Below are 16,562 nucleotides of genomic sequence, written 5' to 3'. Positions count from 1 at the left end.
TAGCGGTGTGAGTGATTAGGTCTTGATGCACGTTAGTACGGTCGCCGAGTACGGGCGGGCCTCAACGTCATCCACGCTGCCTACGCTCGTGGTGAAGCTGAAGGCGTGGGCGTGGAAGGCGCTCTCGGTACCTGTGGTGCCACTGACAGCGTGCGTGTGGTCCGTGTTTGTCGAGGTGAGTTCGACGGAGCCGTCCGTGCCGTTGTTCAGCTGAATGCCGCCGACCGCGCCACCAGACGTGTAGCTCTGGAAGTTGCCGTACAGCCGATGCGTCTGCGTCCACCCGTGCGTATGCGTGGCGTTCGCGGACATCGCGCCTGAGGTGGCCGAGAAGAAGTGCGAGTGCACGGCGTTCTCGGTGCCCGTGGTGCCTGAGCCCGTATGTGTGTGCGAGAGGTTCGCCGGGTTCTTCTTCGTGCCCACCGCGCCAGCGAGCGATGCGTTGTCGCGGTGACGCCTGAAGTAGGCAACCAGGTTTGGCACGTTGAATGTGGTGCTGCCGTCGCCAGCGCCCCACGTTGTGCCGATAGCGTTGAAGAGGTCCACGTAGGTAGTGCGCGAAATTGCCTGCCCGTCGCACGCCAGCCAGCCCGTGGGAGCCGCGGCACCACCGAAGTCCGCCATCATGCCCGCAGGCACGGTGCCGTTACCCCGGAGCGCCCCATTGCCTAGCGTTACACCTACGGAGAGCAGAGCTGCCACGTACGAGGACGCCACGTCGATTTGCGCTTGGGTGCTGTACAACACCGCAGATGTGAAGTTAGGCAGGGTGTTCTTGAGAGCGGCCTTAATGAGCCTCAGGTGATCATCGGACTGCCCGAGACCGTCAGATGGCACCGGGTTTGTGGGCACGAGGTCGTTGATGTACGTGCCCGTTTCGAGGGACATCTTAGGATTCCTAGGTTCTTAGGTCCTCTAAGGAGATGACCTTCATGATTATTGTTGAAGCGACCTAGGTTGCTCTTGAGAGGCTCTTAGGAACCCCCAAAGCCCCCTAGGTGCCCGAGATGAAGTGACGCTGAGCGTCCGTACGGCGCATCAAGGCGCGTCTTATCCATTAGTGAGTGGAAATAACGGTCATGTGCTTGAGAATACTTAGGAAAAGTACCATTTGCTCCGATTGGCCCGGGCCATCTTAGGATTCCTAGGTTCTTAGGTTCTTAGGTCCTCTAAGGAGATGACCTTCATGATTATTGTTGAAGCGACCTAGGTTGCTCTTGAGAGGCTCTTAGGAACCCCCAAAGCCCCCTAGGTGCCCGAGATGAAGTGACGCCGAGCGTCCGTACGGCGCATCAAGGCGCGTCTTATCCATTAGTGAGTGGAAATAACGGTCATGTGCTTGAGAATACTTAGGAAAAGTACCATTTGCTCCGATTGGCCCGGGTCAATAGAACACCTAGGGAACCTTGGTTGCCCATGGTCAACCTGTGGGACCCAAGTACCGGTACCGGAAGCGGCGAATGGGACCCGTATTCTCCGCAATGGGACCGAAACGGCCCTAATGGGACCCAAGAAATCCCGGGTGGTCCCAAGACGCGGCGTCAGCCGAGCAGCAAACGGCCTAAAGCCGTCGAAATTTGAAATCGCGTGGGAAATCGCGCCCAAATAGGGGTCCCGCGCCAAAGGGGACCCATTATTCCCCGCATCTGTCCCCGCACGTGCACCTAAGACCCTGAGACTGCTAGGCCTTCATCGGTTCAAATAACCGTGACACAAGGACCAGGTCCTATTTGTAAGAAATTTGATGCGTGTCTCTTACAGGACCGGCCTCAGTATATAGGGCCGATCCGGACCTATTCGCGTGTAAGACAATGGGAGGCCACGAGACCTTGAGGGCTGCTAGGCCCCTAGGACCTCTTGGGAACGCTCAGGACGCATTGGCTGTCCCTGCCCGCTACCACGGCAGCCCGCGCTCGCATGGGCACTCCTAGGGCTTCCTAGGCAATCCTCCAGCGGCACGCAGTGTCGCACCCAAACCTGGCCCCGCGCACCTGAATCGGCCCTATTCCCGGGTCGGCCTAGGCTGTCTTAGGCGCACGCTCGCGCCCCCTGCGACAATCTGTCGCACCTAAATATGTCCATTGTCATCAATTACCCATTGCCAAACGGTCACACTGGGCCTCATATGGGGACAGGCGCTGACGCCAACCAGGACACTCTTAGGAGCACCAATGACCTTCCGCCTTCATGCAACCGTCAAGTCCCTCGGCTCTTCCTTCATTCCCATGATCACCGTGCGCGGTGTGATGGGCCGCATGGTCGGCAGCTATTGCCCGAAGGGCGCGCGCCTCGAAACGTCAACGTTCACCAGCAAGCTCTGTGCGCAAATCTGCGCCGATCAAATGGCGCACAAGGTCGCGACGCTTCGCCCGGACATGTTCGCTGTTGCCTAAGCCCGTCACTCGTTTGTCTCAACCGATTACAATTGCAAGGGAATACCACAATGCAGGACATCACTACAGCGCTTGAAGAGATGATTGACCGCCACGGGCTCACTCACGTGGTCGCGGGCCTCTCGCTGATCTGCTCAGAGAAGGCCGATTACATCCGGGCGAACTTTCAGGACCGTGTCACGGCCAAGGCTTGGGACGCTGACGCGCGCGGCCTTCTCCAGTGTGCGCGCCTGATCTGCACGGATAGCAAGTAGCCCGAAACGCCTTCGGGCGTCACCGCGTGATGCGCGGTCTGATGATGGGCGATCATATCAGCACAATCCGACTAGGAGGCTTTGCAGTCATGAGCACCGATAAGACATTCACCAGCAAGCTCTGTGCGCAAATCTGCGCCGATCAAATGGCCTTCAAGGTCGCACGGCTTCGCCCGGACATGTTCGCGGTTGCCTAAGCCCGTCACTCGTTTGTCTCCACCGATTACAATTGCAAGGGAATACGACCATGACAAAGATTTACGATCAGCACCGCGCAGCCTTCGCCAACGTGTCCGCATACGTGATCCTGAACAAGCAAGGGGCGCGCGTTGCCTCGGTTGCCTTCAAGTATCCCCGCGACGGCGCAGGCAGGCTCTATGCCTACGTGCACATCTTTGGCTCTGAGATGGTGCGCGGCTTTGCCGCTGGCGGTGGTTACGACAAGCACACGGCCGCAGTGTCGTCCGCTGTGTCTCGCATCAAGGATGGTCTTGACGTCAACCGCTGGCTCGCAAGCGAGGTGGCGGAATACGACGCCCTGCGCGGGGCGCTGGCGAAGGACGGCGGTCACCGTTGGGACGGTGCTGCGCAGGCCGCTGGCTTCACTGTTCTGCAAGCCGTCTGAGCCCGAAACGCCTTCGGGCGTCGTCGCGTATCGCGCGGCCTGATGATGGGCATCAGTGACACTAGGAGCCTGTAATGATCTTCTGGAACAACTTCTGGACCACGATGTGGGACGAAATCATCACGGACGCGATGTATCACTACGCCGCGCTCGATGCACAATCCGTTCTAGACACCATCAAGCTTTGAGGAGCGTAAGATGCGAGATACACGATTGGCACACCTTGCGTGCGCGAGCTTCGGAAGCGGCCTAGCGTTCGCCCTGCTCTTCTACATCGTGCTGGTGCACTAATGGGCTTCCGAGACCCCAAGACCCCAGAGCAATCCCAATCCTGGTTTTACGAGCACGAGCTGTTGCGCTTGCGGGCCAGTGAACGCGCGGGCTTCAAGGTCGATAAGGAGCGCCTCGCTATTGAAGCGAAATTGAGGGAACTGAGGCCTTAGTGTCACAGTGTCCGTATTGCTCCGGGAAGACGCGTTTGTCTCTTGCCCAGGTATAGAAGCTTGCGGCATAGGTTAGTAGTTGTAATTGTTTAGACATGAAAGCAGTGGGCTAGATGACACGACGGGCTCTTCAGTTGACGTTGGTTGGTGGGCTGACCAGCGTTCTAATTCCCAGCCATGAGACATCTAACGTACGCGTGGGCGAACGCTTCCGCACCACCCGCGCGATTGACCTAATGCCTTTATCTATAGTGCCTGCGGGCCTCACGGCATCCGTGGTGCACGTGTGCAACATCAGTGGCGAGGTGGAGATACGACTAGACGTGGTCCTCCCGGGCTTGCGCCTTTGGGACAACGGGTTCTCGCTAGTACCATTCGAGACCGAGGAGGCTACGGCATCCTTGGAACATTTACCCAATGTGAAACTTATTTCAGGACACCAAGGCTCAGTTCCCGTTCCGTACTCTTCACAGGAGGTAAGACTATGCTCATAGTTGTCTCACTCGTGTTCCTGAGTGCGGGAATTACCGCAGTAGCTCTGGAATGCGGGTGTGCTGGGGCGGTGCTTATTACAGCTTCGCTGTTGATAGTGAGATTTGTCGCATAGGCCTTTAAAGGGAGTTTGAGTATGACACTACACACGCACACCCCGTCTATCAGCCGCCCTAACCTTGGAGTGTCATCTCGTATGGTCACGCGCTCGACACTCAACGAAGAGGTCCGCGAGGCTCAGCGAATTCTCCTCACGGCCCTAGAGCCCTTCAAGGCTGTCTACTCGATCATGCCGCTGCAGCAGGCCTCCACCTTCCTCATGGTCGCGGAAGAGGAAGGCCTCGGCGTGGGCGAGTACGCGCGCAAGGCAGGCGCTAACCCAGCTGTCATGACGCGCCACATGCTCGACCTCGGCGAGCTGAACAGACGTCACGAGCCCGGCCTCGGGCTTGTGTACACGAAGCCTAACCCCATGAACCGCAGGCAGCATCAGGTGTTCTTGACGCCTAAGGGCGTTGCGCTCGCCACTGCGGTCTATCGCGCCCTCGCGGGCAGGAAGTCCAAGTCATGATCCGCACGTGCCTGTTGCTGGCTGCACTGATGCTCAGTGGGTGCCAAACTGATGACCTAGGGGCTCGCATGTCGCGCGCGAGCCAGAGCTTGCGGGATGCGCCCAAGACACCCACGGTCATCATCGTTCACGAGTAGACGCTGGAGCCCTACGGGGCTCTTTCGCACGTCCAGACTGATTACAATCGGAGACTGATGACATGTCGGCCAAAACCCTACAGGAGCGCATCACAGAGGCGCACGAGCGCTGCAGCCGTCACCTCGCTGACGCCAACGAGGCTGAGGAGCGCGGTGACATGGACAAGGCTCAGAAGCTCTATGAAAAGAGCGGGTACTGGCGCGACCGCTACAACAAACTCGTCGGCGATGGAGCCTGAGAACATGGCGTATCCTGAGAAGCGCAAGGGCAAGCTGACCGGCCAGTGGTATGCAGACTTCGTCTTCAAGGGCCAGCGCTACAAGCAGCCCTTCCCGACCATGCAAGAGGCGGATGGTTACGAGGCCTACGTGCGCGCCACTGGCACCGAGCCGCCGCACCACGCCAAGGTGAAGGGCACGGGCACGACGTTCCGAGAGGTTGCCGAGCTGTGCTGGGACGCTGGCGGGCCGCGCAAGGGCAAGTGGAAGCGGGGCCGCGACAGCTCCAGACGCCAGCGCCTAGACCTCGTGATCGACCGCCTAGGAGACCTCGACATCTCAATGGTCGGCACCCAGGAATTGGACAAAGTGGTCGAGTACCTCCAGAAGCGCCCGGGCTATCAGGGCCGCGACACGCTCGCCAATGGCACCATCAATCGGTACCTCACGCTGGCCTCGGCGGTCCTGAGCTTCGCGAGTGCTCGTGGGTTCATCATGGGCAGGCCAGTGGTGCCGCTGCAGGACGAGGACGGTGAGCGCACTGAGATAGTCGCGCCCGAGCTGGAGGATGCGGTCCTCAGCGCCATGGCGAGCGCTGGGTGGTCCTCGGAGGCCCTGTGCGTGCGCGTCCTGATCGAGACAGGGATGCGCCTCGGTGAGCTGTACGTGCTCGCCCCTGAGCAGATCGGCGACGAGTGGATCAGGCTGCACGCGCGCCAGACCAAGACGGGCAAGGCTCGAGAGGTCTATCTGCACCCTGAGCTGGCCCGGGAGCTGCGCGTCCTGATCGCGGGAACAGGCCTGCCGAATGATTACCTATTGCGAAGGCATTTCAAGACGGCGGTGGAAAAGTGCGGGGGCTCAGCCGAGCTGGTGCTGCACTCGCTGCGCCATACACGCGCCACGCGACTTCTGCAGGAAGGCGTTTTGCCCGCTATCGTCATGCAAATGCTGGGCTGGACGAGCCCCACGACCATGCTGCGCTACACCCACGTCAACAGCACCATGCACGCAGAGGCTGCTAAGAAAACCTCCCGCATGTGCGGGGACGAGGGGCCAAAGGGCACTGTGGTGCGCTTCCGAGTCCGCAGTGGTGTGAATGAAATCAATGCGTTGGAGGCCACGTCGGGGCTCGAACCCGAGTGCACGGTTTTGCAGACCGTTGCGTAACCACTCCGCCACGTGGCCCCTTGCGGCGCACTTCATATACGCCCTCACTGCGATAGGCAACCAAGCCGGACAGCTAACGTCGGCGCTTCCGGAAGTCCCGCTTCTTCGGTTTTGGCGCCAATTCCGGCATTTCGGCCTGCACTTCGCGGAATCTCGCCAGCATCCGCTCGAAACTATCAGTTAACGTTGCCGCGATATCCGGCCGCTTTTCCAGCCCGGCCAGCAGGATCGCGGCCGCCTCGATGGTGGACAGGCCGTCGCGCCGCGGTTCCCGGCGCAGCTTGCCGTACAGCGAGGGCCGTTTCGGCCCGAGAATCACCCGCTGGCACTTCAGCATCCAGGCGTTGCGCCACCACAGCGCCTTTGCCTGGCTCCAGGTGCCGTCGAGCAGCACGATGCCCTCGATGTCGGAGAGGATCGCGCGCTGGTGCGGCTCCAACTGACCCTTGCGGTTGATCGCAACGATCTCGGCGTCGGTATCGAGATCCTCGACCTTGGCCGAGCCGAGATAGAGCACCGCCCAGCGCGACGGATCGGCTACCGGCCGGCCGAGCGCCTTGGCAAGGCTCGGCCAGGACAGTCCGATCCGCACCACCGCATTCTCAAAGTGCCGTGCGGTGAGCCGCGCCGTACCGAGCGCCCTGTCCTGCTCCTGCGGGTGCTGCAGGATCAGGAGCTGAATCCGGCTTTTGATCGGCGTGACGCTGTCGCAGATGCACAGCGGCATCGGCTTGCCGCAATGCGGACACGCCGGGATCTCGGTGGCAAGTTCGGTCTTTGCTTCGGTCGGTTCGGACATCGCTTCGCTATACGCGTGCGAAGCCGTTCAATCCAACCTATTCCGCAGGAGCGTGCACGCCTGACGGCGACGGGCGCCGGCGCAACCGGTCGATCAGGAGATAGATCACCGGCGTGGTGTAGAGCGTCAGGATCTGCGACACGAACAGGCCGCCGATGATGGTGATGCCGAGCGGCCGCCGCAGCTCGGTGCCCGGGCCGGTCGCGATCACCAGCGGAATGCCGGCGAACAGCGCGGCCATCGTCGTCATCAGGATCGGGCGGAAGCGCGCCCGGCAGGCCTCGAAGATCGCATCCCGGGACGACAGGCCCTGATGCCGCTCGGCCTCGAGCGCGAAGTCGACCATCATGATGCCGTTCTTCTTGACGATGCCGATCAACAGGATGATGCCGACGAAGGCGATCACGGTCAGCGGCGTGTTGGTGACCTGCAACGCCAGCAACGCGCCGAGCCCGGCCGACGGCAAGGTCGAGATGATCGTGATCGGATGCGCCAGGCTCTCGTAGAGCACGCCGAGCACGATATACATCGCGACCAGCGCGCCGAGGATCAGCAGCGGCTGCCGCCCGCTGGTCTTGTTGAAGTCGCCGGCATTGCCGTCGAAGCTGCCGCGAATGCCCTCGGGCATATGCAGTTCGTCGACCGCCTGCTGGATGTTCGTGGTCGCGACCTCCAGCGGCACGTCCGGCAGCAGGTTGAACGACACCGTGGTCGAGGGGAAGCCGCCGGAGTGATAGACCGCGAGCGCCGACAGTCCGCGCTGGTAGTGCACGAGCGCCGAGAGCGGCACCTGCACGTCATTGGCGCCGGCGACATAGATGCGCTCGAGGTTCGACGGGTCGCTCTGGAATTTCGGATCGATCTCCAGCACCACCACGTACTGGTTGCGCTGGGTGTAAATGTACGAAATTTGCCGCTGCGAGAACGCGTTGTTGAGCGCGTTGTCGATGTCCTGCACCCGGACGCCGAGGCTGGAGGCGATCTTGCGGTCGATCACGAGGTTGAGCTGCAAGCCGCCGGGATCGCGGTCGGCGGAGACATCGGTGATGCCCTCCACCGTCTCCATGCGCTTGGCGACGAGCGGCGCCCATTTCTGCAACAGATCGAGATCGGTCGAGGCGAGCGTGTACTGGTAGTCGGAATCGCTCTGCCGGCCGCCGGTGCGGATATCCTGGGCGGCGAACATGAACAGGCGGATGCCCGGCACCATGAACAGATTGCGGCGCAGCCGATCGATCACCTGCGCGGTCGACAGGCCTCCCCGCTCCTCCGGCGGCTTCAGGCTGATGAACATGGTGCCGCGGTTGGAGGTGGCGCCGCCCGGGCCGCCGCCGGAGCCGACCGACGAGCCGATGCCAGCGACCGCGGGGTCCGCCATCACGATGTCGGCGAGCCGCTGCTGCAGACCGAGCATCGATTGGAACGAGATGTCGGCGGAAGCGCGGGTCGCCCCGATCACGAAGCCGCTGTCGTCGGTCGGGAAATAGGCCTTGGGCGTCTTGACGTACAGCACCACCGTCAGCGCGACGGTGGCGAAGAACACCACCAAGGTCAGGAAGGGATAGCCGAGCACGATGCGCAGGGTCGACGCATAGAACGCCACGACGCGCGACAGCGTGCCCTCGATGACGCGATCGTACCAGGTGGCACGATCCGAGGTCGCCTCCTTGATGTAGTGCGCGCAGATCATCGGCGTGATCGTCACCGACACCAGGGTCGACACGATGATGGCAAACGTCAGGGTCAGCGAGAATTCGCGCAGCAGGCGGCCGACGATCCCGTCCATGAAGATCAGCGGCGTGAAGGCCGCGATCAGCGACAGCGAGATCGACAGCACCGTGAAGCCGATCTGCTTGGCGCCTTCGACCGCGGCAGGATATGGCGCCATGCCCTGCTCGAGATTGCGGTACATGTTCTCGATCATCACGATAGCGTCGTCGACCACGAAGCCGACGGAGATCGCGAGCGCCATCAGCGACAGATTGTCGATCGAGAAGCCGGCGAGCCACATCCCGGCGCAGGTGCCGGCCAGCGCCAGCGGCACCGAAACGCCGGCTGCGATCGTCGGTACGATCCTGCGCAGGAACACGAACACCACGACCATCACCAGCATGGCGGTCGCCAGCAGCGTGAACTGCATGTCCTGGACGCTGGCGCGGATCGTTCCGGTACGATCGACCAGGGTCGAGATCTCGACGCCGGCCGGGATCCACTGCTTCAGTTCCGGCAGCATCCTGCGAACGCCGTCGACGGTGTCGATGACGTTGGCGTCGCCCTGCTTGGTGATCTGGATCAGCACCGCGGGCTGCTTGTTGAACCAGGCGATCGAGCGCGAGTTGCGGACGGAATCCTCGACCTCGGCAACATCCGAGAGGCGGACGAAATTGCCGTTCGAGCTCTTGATGACGATGTCGCGGAACTCGGCCGCGGTGCGCATCTGCTTGTTGATCGAAAGCGTCTCGCTCAGCCGGTCGCCATTGAAGATGCCGACCGGGCCCAGCGGATTGGCATTGATGATCGCAAGCCGGACGTCGTCGGTCGCGATCCCGGCATTCGCCAGCGACACCGGATTGAGCGCAATGCGCACCGCCGGCTGGTCGGCGCCGCTGACCGTCACCTCGCCGACACCCGGCACCTGCGAGATGCGCTGCGCCAGCACGGTGTCGGCGACGTCGTACATCGCGCTGGTCGAGATCGTCTTCGAGGTCAGCGCCAGCACGAACACGGGTGCCGCGGCCGGATTGGCCTTGCGGAACTTGGGTAGCGACGGCAGGTCGCTCGGCAGATCGGCGAGCGAGGCATTGATCGCGGCCTGCACATCGCGCGCGGCGCGGTCGATATTGCGGCCGATCGAGAACTGCACCTGGATGCTGGTGGTGCCGAGCGAACTCGTCGAGGTGATCTGGTCGACGCCCGAAATGGTGCCAAGCTTGCGCTCCAGCGGCGCGGCGACGGTCGCGGCCATCACCGACGGATCGGCACCGGGCCGCGACGCCGACACCCTGATGGTCGGGAAGTCGACATTCGGGACCGACGACACCGGCAGGAATTCGTAGGCGACGATCCCGACCAGGAACAGCCCGATCGCCAGCAAGGTGGTGCCCACCGGCCGGCGAATGAAGGGCTCCGAGATCGAGATCACTGCATGCCCTCGGTGGCGCCTGCGATCGGCGGACCGCTGGGGCCGGGCTCAGGCACGGCCCGCTCGATCCGACGGTTGAGCCGGTCGAGCGCAAGATAGATCACCGGCGTGGTGTAGAGCGTCAGCAGCTGGCTCAGCAGCAGGCCGCCGATGATCGAAATACCGAGCGGGAAGCGCAGCTCGGCGCCGGTGCCGCTTTCGATCGCGAGCGGCAGCGCACCGAACAGCGCCGCCAGCGTCGTCATCATGATCGGCCGGAACCGCAACAGGCAGGCCTGCACGATCGCATCATAGGACGACATGCCCTGATGCCGCTCGGCCTCCAGCGCGAAGTCGATCATCATGATCGCGTTCTTCTTGACGATGCCCATCAGCAGGATGATGCCGATCAGGCCGATCACCGAGAGGTCCTGCCCGCACAGCATCAACGCCAGGATGGCGCCGACGCCGGCCGAGGGCAGCGTCGACAGGATCGTGATCGGGTGGATGTAGCTCTCGTAGAGCACGCCGAGCACGATGTAGATCGTGATGATCGCCGCCAGGATCAACCAGGGCTGTCCGGCCAGCGAGCGCGCGAATTCGGCGGCGTCGCCGGAATAGATCCCGACGATGCTGCTGGGCATCCCGATCCGGGTCTCGATCGCCTTCACCGCCTCGACCGCGTCGCCAAGCGCCTCGCCCGGCGCCAGGTTGAAGCTCAGCGAAACCGACGGGAATTGCGCCTGGTGCGAGATCGCGAGCGGTGCCGTGGTGCGGACCAGCGTCGCTACCGCCGACAGCGGCACCTGCGCGCCGCTTGCGCCCGGCAGGTAGAGCTTGTCGAGGATCGATGGGTCGCGCTGATACATCGGCAGCGCCTCGAGCACCACACGGTACTGGTTGGCCTGGCCGTAAATGGTCGAGATCTGCCGCTGCGCGAAGGCGTCGTTCAGCGTGTCGGTGACGCCCTGCAGACTGACGCCGAGCTGGCCGGCGCGCTGGCGGTTGACGTCGAGCGCCGCGCGCAGGCCGCCATCCTGCGCTTCCGAGGAGACATCGCGGAAGATCGGGTCGCGCCGCATCTCGGCGACCAGCTTCTGCGACCATTGCGAGACCTCGGCGGCATCGGTCGCGGTCAGCGTGTACTGGTATTGCGAGCGGCTCGACTGGGTCGAAATCTGCACGTCCTGCACCGGCTGGAAGTAGACGGTCATGCCGGGGACCGTTGCGATCTTCTGCTTGAGTCGCTCGATCACCTTGACGACGCCGTCACGCCGCTGGTCGAGCGGCTTCAGCGTCATCACCAGGCGGCCGACATTGGTGGTCGGATTGACCGAGCCGGCGCCGATCACCGAGACCACGCCGACCACGTCGCGGTCGGCCTTGATGAGGTCGGAGACCTCGCTCTGGCGTCGCTGCATCTCGGCGAACGAAACGTCGGGGCCGGCCTCGGTCACCGCCGTGATCGAGGACGTGTCCTGGAGCGGCAGGAAGCCCTTCGGTGCCAGCACATACATGATCAGCGTCAGCGCGATGGTCGCGAACGTCACCAGCAGCGTCGCGCGCTGGCGCTGCAGCACCCAGAGCAGCGTGCGATGATAGAATTCCACCATGCGGTCGATGAAGCGGCTGACCGCGGCAAGGCCCGGGACCGCCATCTCTTCGTGGATGTTCTTGAGCAGCCGCGAGCACATCATCGGCGTCAAGGTCAGCGAGACGATCGCCGAGGTCACGACCGCGATCGTCAGGGTCAGCGCGAATTCGCGGAACATGCGGCCGACCAGGCCGGACATGAACAACAGCGGGATGAACACCGCGATCAGCGACACCGTCAGCGAGATCACGGTGAAGCCGATTTCGCTGGCGCCCTTCAGCGAGGCCTCCATCACCGTCTCGCCACCTTCCATGTGGCGGACGATGTTCTCGATCATCACGATGGCGTCGTCGACCACGAAACCGGTTCCGATGGTCAGCGCCATCAGCGACAGATTGTCGAGGCTGAAGCCGGCGAAATACATGACGCCGAAGCTCGTGATCAGCGACAGCGGCAGCGCGACGCCGGCGATCAGGGTCGCGCGCAGCGACCGCAGGAACAACAGCACCACCAGCGTCACCAGCACGACGCTCAGGATCAGCGTGAACTGCACGTCGTGGACCGAAGCGCGGATCGTCACGGTGCGGTCGGAGACCACGGTCAGCTTGACGCCGGCCGGCACGGCCCGTTGCAGCCGCGGGATTTCGCCGCGGATCTGCTTGACGACGTCGATGACGTTGGCGCCGGGCTGGCGCTGGATATCGATGATGACGGCCGGCGTGCCCTGGTACCAGCCGCCGGTGCGATCGTTCTCGAGCCCGTCGACGATCTGCGCGACATCGCCGATCGTCACCGGCGAGCCGTTGCGATAGGCGATGATGATCGGCCGGTAGGCGTCGGCGGCGGCGATCTGGTCGTTGGCGGCGATGGTGTAGGACTGCTGGGCGCCGTCGAGCGAGCCCTTCGGTCCCGACACGTTGGCGCCGGCGATCGCGTTGCGCAGATCCTCCATTGCGATGCCATAGGCCGCAAGCCGCGCCAGGTCGGCCTGCACGCGCACCGCGGGCTTCAATCCGCCAAGGATCGAGACGCGGCCGACGCCGGAGATCTGGCTCAGCCGCTGGCCGAGAATGGTATCGGCAAGATCGCTCATCGCCCGCAGCGAGATCGTGTCCGAGGTCAGCGCCAAGGTCATGACCGGCGCGTCCGCTGGATTCACCTTGGCGTAGACCGGCGGGTACGGCAGCGTCTTCGGCAGAATGCCGGCGGCGGCATTGATCGCGGCCTGGACGTCCTGGGTGGCGCCGTCGATATCGCGGTTGAGGTCGAACTGCAGCGATATCTGGCTGACGCCGAACGAGCTGGTCGAGTTCATCGACGACAGCGACGGAATCTGCCCGAGCTGCCGCTCCAGCGGCGCCGTGATCAGCGAGGCCACCACGTCGGGGCTCGCGCCCGGCAGTTGCGTCGTCACCTGCACGGTCGGGAAGTCGACCTGCGGCAGCGCCGAGACCGGCAATGCCCAATAGCCCAGCGCGCCGCCGATCATCAGCGCGATGCCGAGCAGCGAGGTGGCGATCGGTCGGCGGATGAACGGTTCGGAGACGCTCATGGTTGCGTGCTCGCTGTTAGGTCGGCCATTACGAGGTCAGGATGCCGGTCATGGCTGCGCCTTCGGCGCGCCGCCCGACTGTTCGCCCCCTGTCGCCGGCGCGGGTGCCGGTCCGGTCTGCTCCTTCGGATCGCCCTCGCTGTGGTCGCGTCGGCCGCGATGCTCGCCGTTCTTGCCCTGCCCGTCCTGCTTGGCGTCTTTGCTCTGGTCCTTGCTTGGGCCCTCGCCTTGCGCCCCGCGCTTGCCGTCGGGCGTGCGGCTGCGCTTGCGCGGCGCGAGATCGGCTGCCGGCGGCCCGTCGTCCTTGCCGACCACGACCTTGGAGCCATCGGCGAGATTGGCAAAGCCCGTCGTCACGACGCGGTCCGACGTGGTCAGGCCGCTGGCGATGACGGCTTCATGCTCGTTCTGCTGCGTGACCGTGACCGGCTTGGCGGTGACAGTGCTGTCCTCGCCGATGACGTAACTGAACGTGCCGGCGGGACCGCGCTGCACCGCCGAGGTCGGCACCACGATCGCCTGCGGCAAGGTCTCGACCTTGAGCCGCACATTGACGAACTGGCCGGGCCAGAGCTGGTAGCTGGCATTCGGCAGTTCGGCCTTCAGCTTCAGCGTGCCGGTGGTCGGATCGACCTGGTTATCGATACCGGTCAGCTTGCCGGTATCGATAACGGTGACGCCGTCATTACCGAACACATCGACCGCAAGCTGGCCCTTCGCCGCCGCGGCGTTGACTCGCATGATCTGCTGCTGCGGCAGGCTAAACCACACCGCGATCGGTTGCAGCTGGGTCAGGATCACAAGCCCGGTGGTGTCGGAGGCGTGGATGATGTTGCCCTGGTCGACCTGGCGCAGGCCGGCGCGGCCGGAGATCGGCGCGACGATCTTGGTGTAGCTCAGGGTCGCGCCCGTATTGTCGATCGCGGCCTGATCGGCCTTGATCAGCGCCTCCTGCTGCGCCACCAGCGCACGCTGCGTGTCGGCCTGCTGCTTAGAGCCGGCATTGCTGGCGGCCAGCTGCTCATAGCGGGTAAGGTCGAGCTTCTGGTTGGTGAGCAGCGCGACGTCCTGCGCCTTCTTGGCGACGGCCTGGTCGTACTGCGCCTGATAGATCGCAGGATCGATCTCGCCCAGCACGTCGTCCTTCTTGACGTCCTGGCCCTCGACAAAGTTCACCTTGAGCAACTTGCCGTCGACCTGCGAGCGCACCGTGACGGTGTTGAGCGCCTTTACCGAGCCGACGCCGTCGAGATAGACCGGCACGTCCCGCACCTGCGGCGTGGCCGCGAGCACCGGCACCGGCAGATCGGGCCGCGCGCCCGCGCCGCGCCCGCTGCCTCCATTTTGCTTGGGCTGGAAAGCAAGCCAGCCGAGATAGCCGAGCCCGCCGAGGATCACGAGCGTGATGAGCAGCGATACCATGCGCCCAAGCAGGCGCGAAACCAGGCTGCGCTTGCGTGGGGCTGAGCTTTTCTCGTCGTCCCTCGAGTCGGGCTTAAAGAGCATCGACCGGTCTTTCCATCTTCGGTTCCCAGCCGCCCCCCAAGGCCTGATACAGGCTCACGATCGCCAATAGCCGGGCCAGCTGGGCCTGGGAATAAGCGTCTTCCGCCTGGAACAGGGTCAGCTGCGTGTTTAGCACAGTTACGATGTCGGCGGTGCCGGCCTTGAGCTGCTGCTCGGCGAGATCGAAGGCGCGCCGCGACGACGACAGCACGTCGCGCTGCAGCTGCAGCCGCCGCGTCGTCTCGCGGATCGCGACCAGCGCGTTGTCGACATCGGTGAACGATTGCACGACCGTCTTGCGATAGGTCTGCAGTAGCTCATCCTGCCGCGCCTTTGCGTTCTCGAAATTGCCGAGGATCCGGCCGCCGTCGAAGATCGGCTGGGTCATGCCGCCGACCAGATTGAAGAAGGCCGCATGCGGCTGGAACAGCGAGACCAGCGCCTGGCTCTGGTAGCCACCTGTCCCGGTCAGCTGGATGCTCGGGAAGAACTGCGCCCGCGCACTGCCGACATTGGCGGTGGCGGATGCGAGCTGCGCCTCCTGCCTGCGGATATCGGGACGCTGGGTGAGCAATTCGGACGGCAGGCCCGGCGTGACGCGCGGAATCGCGACCGAATTGAGCGAGCCGCCAGCGACGCGTACGCTCTCCGGCGGCCGCGACACCAGGACCGCGAGCGCGTTGATGTTCTGGTCGAGCGTCTGCCGCAGCGGCGGCACCAGCGCGCGCTGGTTGGCGAGCACGCTTTCCTGCTGCGCGACATCGAGATCGGAGCCGGTGCCGGCCTTGAAGCGGTCCCTGATCGCGTTAAGGATACGCTCGGCGCTGGCGATGTTGCGCTGCGCGGTGCGTAGCCGGTCCTGGGTGGCAAGCACCGTGAAATAGCCGTTGGCGACGCTGGCGAGCGTGGTCAACGCCACCACCTCGCGGTCGAACCGATTGGCGACGGAGGTCTCCTCCGCCGCCTGCGCGGCATCGCGATTCTGGCCCCAGAAGTCGAGCTGGTAGCTCGCGCTCAGCGAGGCGCTGTAGTTCACCACTTCGCGCCCGCCATTGGTCAGGCCGCTGGCGCTGGAGCCGGAGGTGCGTGAGTAGGTTTCAGACCCGTTGAGATTGAGGGTCGGGAGCAGCGCCGCGCCGGCCTGCCGCGCCAGCGCGTCGGCCTGGCGGAAGCGCGCCACAGCCGCGGCGATGTCGAGGTTGACGGTCTGCGCCTCCTCCATCAACTGCGTCAGCTCCTTGGAGCGGAAGCCCCGCCACCAGTCGAGCGTCGGAAGCGCGTCGCCCGATCGGCCAAGCCGCGCGGCCTTGTAGCCCTGCGGCACGTCGAGCGCGGGATCGGGGATGTCCTGGGTCAGAATGCAGCCGGCTGAACCCGCGACCAGGCCGAGCGCGACAAGCGATCGTCCCGCGAGCCGTCGCATGCGGACGGCGAGGCCGAACCGGCCTCCAGGCGCCATCACGGACGCGGGCTGGGTCACACCCATTCTCCGCCAAAGCCAGACTTCGCGCGTGGCGCACGAATGACGCAGTCAGCAATGGTCTGGGTGACGTGCACGGGGTAATGCTTCCAATGGAACCTGGCTGTCCCATCCTACCCTTGGGACGATAGGGCGGACAGCCCTGTCACGATTGTGCGACGTCGCATCCACTGTGATTCGCCACCACCCGGACAGACGAGTTTTCC

At 63.7% G+C, this 16,562-nt stretch carries 12 protein-coding genes, 1 tRNA gene and 1 pseudogene; 6 read left to right on the top strand and 8 right to left on the bottom strand.

Annotated features, from left to right (window positions below):
• Positions 1–15: 15 nt before the first annotated feature.
• Positions 16–888, bottom strand: a complete 873-nt coding sequence (locus tag HU230_RS12395) for a phage tail protein (RefSeq protein ID WP_176531427.1) — start codon at positions 886–888, stop codon at positions 16–18.
• 1,283 nt (positions 889–2,171) lie between these two features.
• Here HU230_RS12395 and HU230_RS12390 point away from each other — a divergent pair.
• The 5 genes from HU230_RS12390 to HU230_RS12370 all read left to right on the top strand — a co-directional run bounded on the left by HU230_RS12390 (position 2,172) and on the right by HU230_RS12370 (position 5,154).
• The gene (locus HU230_RS12390; RefSeq protein ID WP_176531428.1) at positions 2,172–2,393 is read left to right on the top strand and encodes a hypothetical protein; all 222 of its coding nucleotides are present in this window, start codon (positions 2,172–2,174) and stop codon (positions 2,391–2,393) included.
• A 50-nt stretch (positions 2,394–2,443) separates the two neighbouring features.
• Positions 2,444–2,647, top strand: coding sequence for a hypothetical protein (locus tag HU230_RS12385; RefSeq protein WP_176531429.1), 204 nt, complete (start codon positions 2,444–2,446; stop codon positions 2,645–2,647).
• 247 nt (positions 2,648–2,894) lie between these two features.
• Entirely contained in the window at positions 2,895–3,272 is a 378-nt protein-coding gene (locus HU230_RS12380) for a hypothetical protein (RefSeq protein WP_176531430.1), read from the top strand.
• Between the two features lie 1,131 nt (positions 3,273–4,403).
• Positions 4,404–4,778: a MarR family winged helix-turn-helix transcriptional regulator gene (locus HU230_RS12375; RefSeq protein ID WP_176531431.1), complete on the top strand. Its 375-nt coding sequence runs from the start codon at positions 4,404–4,406 to the stop codon at positions 4,776–4,778.
• A gap of 199 nt (positions 4,779–4,977) precedes the next feature.
• The gene (locus HU230_RS12370; protein WP_176531432.1) at positions 4,978–5,154 is read left to right on the top strand and encodes a hypothetical protein; all 177 of its coding nucleotides are present in this window, start codon (positions 4,978–4,980) and stop codon (positions 5,152–5,154) included.
• Between the two features lie 319 nt (positions 5,155–5,473).
• Here HU230_RS12370 and HU230_RS12365 read toward each other — a convergent pair whose 3' ends face one another.
• The gene (locus HU230_RS12365) at positions 5,474–5,890 is read right to left on the bottom strand and encodes a hypothetical protein (protein ID WP_234633867.1); all 417 of its coding nucleotides are present in this window, start codon (positions 5,888–5,890) and stop codon (positions 5,474–5,476) included.
• Between HU230_RS12365 and HU230_RS44065 the strand changes: the two are divergent.
• Positions 5,780–6,076, top strand: a pseudogene (locus tag HU230_RS44065) (tyrosine-type recombinase/integrase); the annotation flags it as partial. The gene HU230_RS12365 and the pseudogene HU230_RS44065 overlap by 111 nt on opposite strands.
• A gap of 172 nt (positions 6,077–6,248) precedes the next feature.
• Here the strand turns inward: HU230_RS44065 and HU230_RS12360 are convergent.
• The 6 genes from HU230_RS12360 to HU230_RS12335 form a co-directional block, all read right to left on the bottom strand.
• A tRNA-Cys gene (locus HU230_RS12360) sits at positions 6,249–6,322 on the bottom strand.
• Positions 6,323–6,377: 55 nt separating this feature from the next.
• Entirely contained in the window at positions 6,378–7,103 is a 726-nt protein-coding gene (locus HU230_RS12355) for a tRNA-uridine aminocarboxypropyltransferase (RefSeq protein ID WP_176531433.1), read from the bottom strand.
• A gap of 37 nt (positions 7,104–7,140) precedes the next feature.
• Entirely contained in the window at positions 7,141–10,245 is a 3,105-nt protein-coding gene (locus HU230_RS12350) for an efflux RND transporter permease subunit (protein WP_176531434.1), read from the bottom strand.
• The gene (locus HU230_RS12345) at positions 10,242–13,370 is read right to left on the bottom strand and encodes an efflux RND transporter permease subunit (protein WP_176531435.1); all 3,129 of its coding nucleotides are present in this window, start codon (positions 13,368–13,370) and stop codon (positions 10,242–10,244) included. The genes HU230_RS12350 and HU230_RS12345 overlap by 4 nt, the downstream gene beginning before the upstream one ends.
• 48 nt (positions 13,371–13,418) lie before the next feature.
• A complete protein-coding gene (locus HU230_RS12340) occupies positions 13,419–14,876 on the bottom strand; it encodes an efflux RND transporter periplasmic adaptor subunit (RefSeq protein WP_176531436.1) in 1,458 nt (485 codons plus the stop codon).
• A complete protein-coding gene (locus HU230_RS12335) occupies positions 14,866–16,362 on the bottom strand; it encodes an efflux transporter outer membrane subunit (RefSeq protein WP_176531437.1) in 1,497 nt (498 codons plus the stop codon). The genes HU230_RS12340 and HU230_RS12335 overlap by 11 nt, the downstream gene beginning before the upstream one ends.
• Positions 16,363–16,562 lie beyond the last annotated feature (200 nt).

This window comes from Bradyrhizobium quebecense, assembly GCF_013373795.3.
In the GTDB taxonomy this organism is placed as follows: domain Bacteria; phylum Pseudomonadota; class Alphaproteobacteria; order Rhizobiales; family Xanthobacteraceae; genus Bradyrhizobium; species Bradyrhizobium quebecense.
This window is presented reverse-complemented; position numbering and strand designations above follow the sequence as displayed.

Bases quoted from the DNA above. Each gene is read 5' to 3' on its own strand.
- HU230_RS12375 (WP_176531431.1), top strand. From the start codon at position 4,404: ATGGTCACGCGCTCGACACTCAACGAAGAGGTCCGCGAGGCTCAGCGA.
- HU230_RS12340 (WP_176531436.1), bottom strand. From the start codon at position 14,876: ATGCTCTTTAAGCCCGACTCGAGGGACGACGAGAAAAGCTCAGCCCCA.
- HU230_RS12385 (WP_176531429.1), top strand. From the start codon at position 2,444: ATGCAGGACATCACTACAGCGCTTGAAGAGATGATTGACCGCCACGGG.
- HU230_RS12395 (WP_176531427.1), bottom strand. From the start codon at position 888: ATGTCCCTCGAAACGGGCACGTACATCAACGACCTCGTGCCCACAAAC.
- HU230_RS12335 (WP_176531437.1), bottom strand. From the start codon at position 16,362: ATGGGTGTGACCCAGCCCGCGTCCGTGATGGCGCCTGGAGGCCGGTTC.
- HU230_RS12390 (WP_176531428.1), top strand. From the start codon at position 2,172: ATGACCTTCCGCCTTCATGCAACCGTCAAGTCCCTCGGCTCTTCCTTC.
- HU230_RS12380 (WP_176531430.1), top strand. From the start codon at position 2,895: ATGACAAAGATTTACGATCAGCACCGCGCAGCCTTCGCCAACGTGTCC.
- HU230_RS12355 (WP_176531433.1), bottom strand. From the start codon at position 7,103: ATGTCCGAACCGACCGAAGCAAAGACCGAACTTGCCACCGAGATCCCG.
- HU230_RS12345 (WP_176531435.1), bottom strand. From the start codon at position 13,370: ATGAGCGTCTCCGAACCGTTCATCCGCCGACCGATCGCCACCTCGCTG.
- HU230_RS12370 (WP_176531432.1), top strand. From the start codon at position 4,978: ATGTCGGCCAAAACCCTACAGGAGCGCATCACAGAGGCGCACGAGCGC.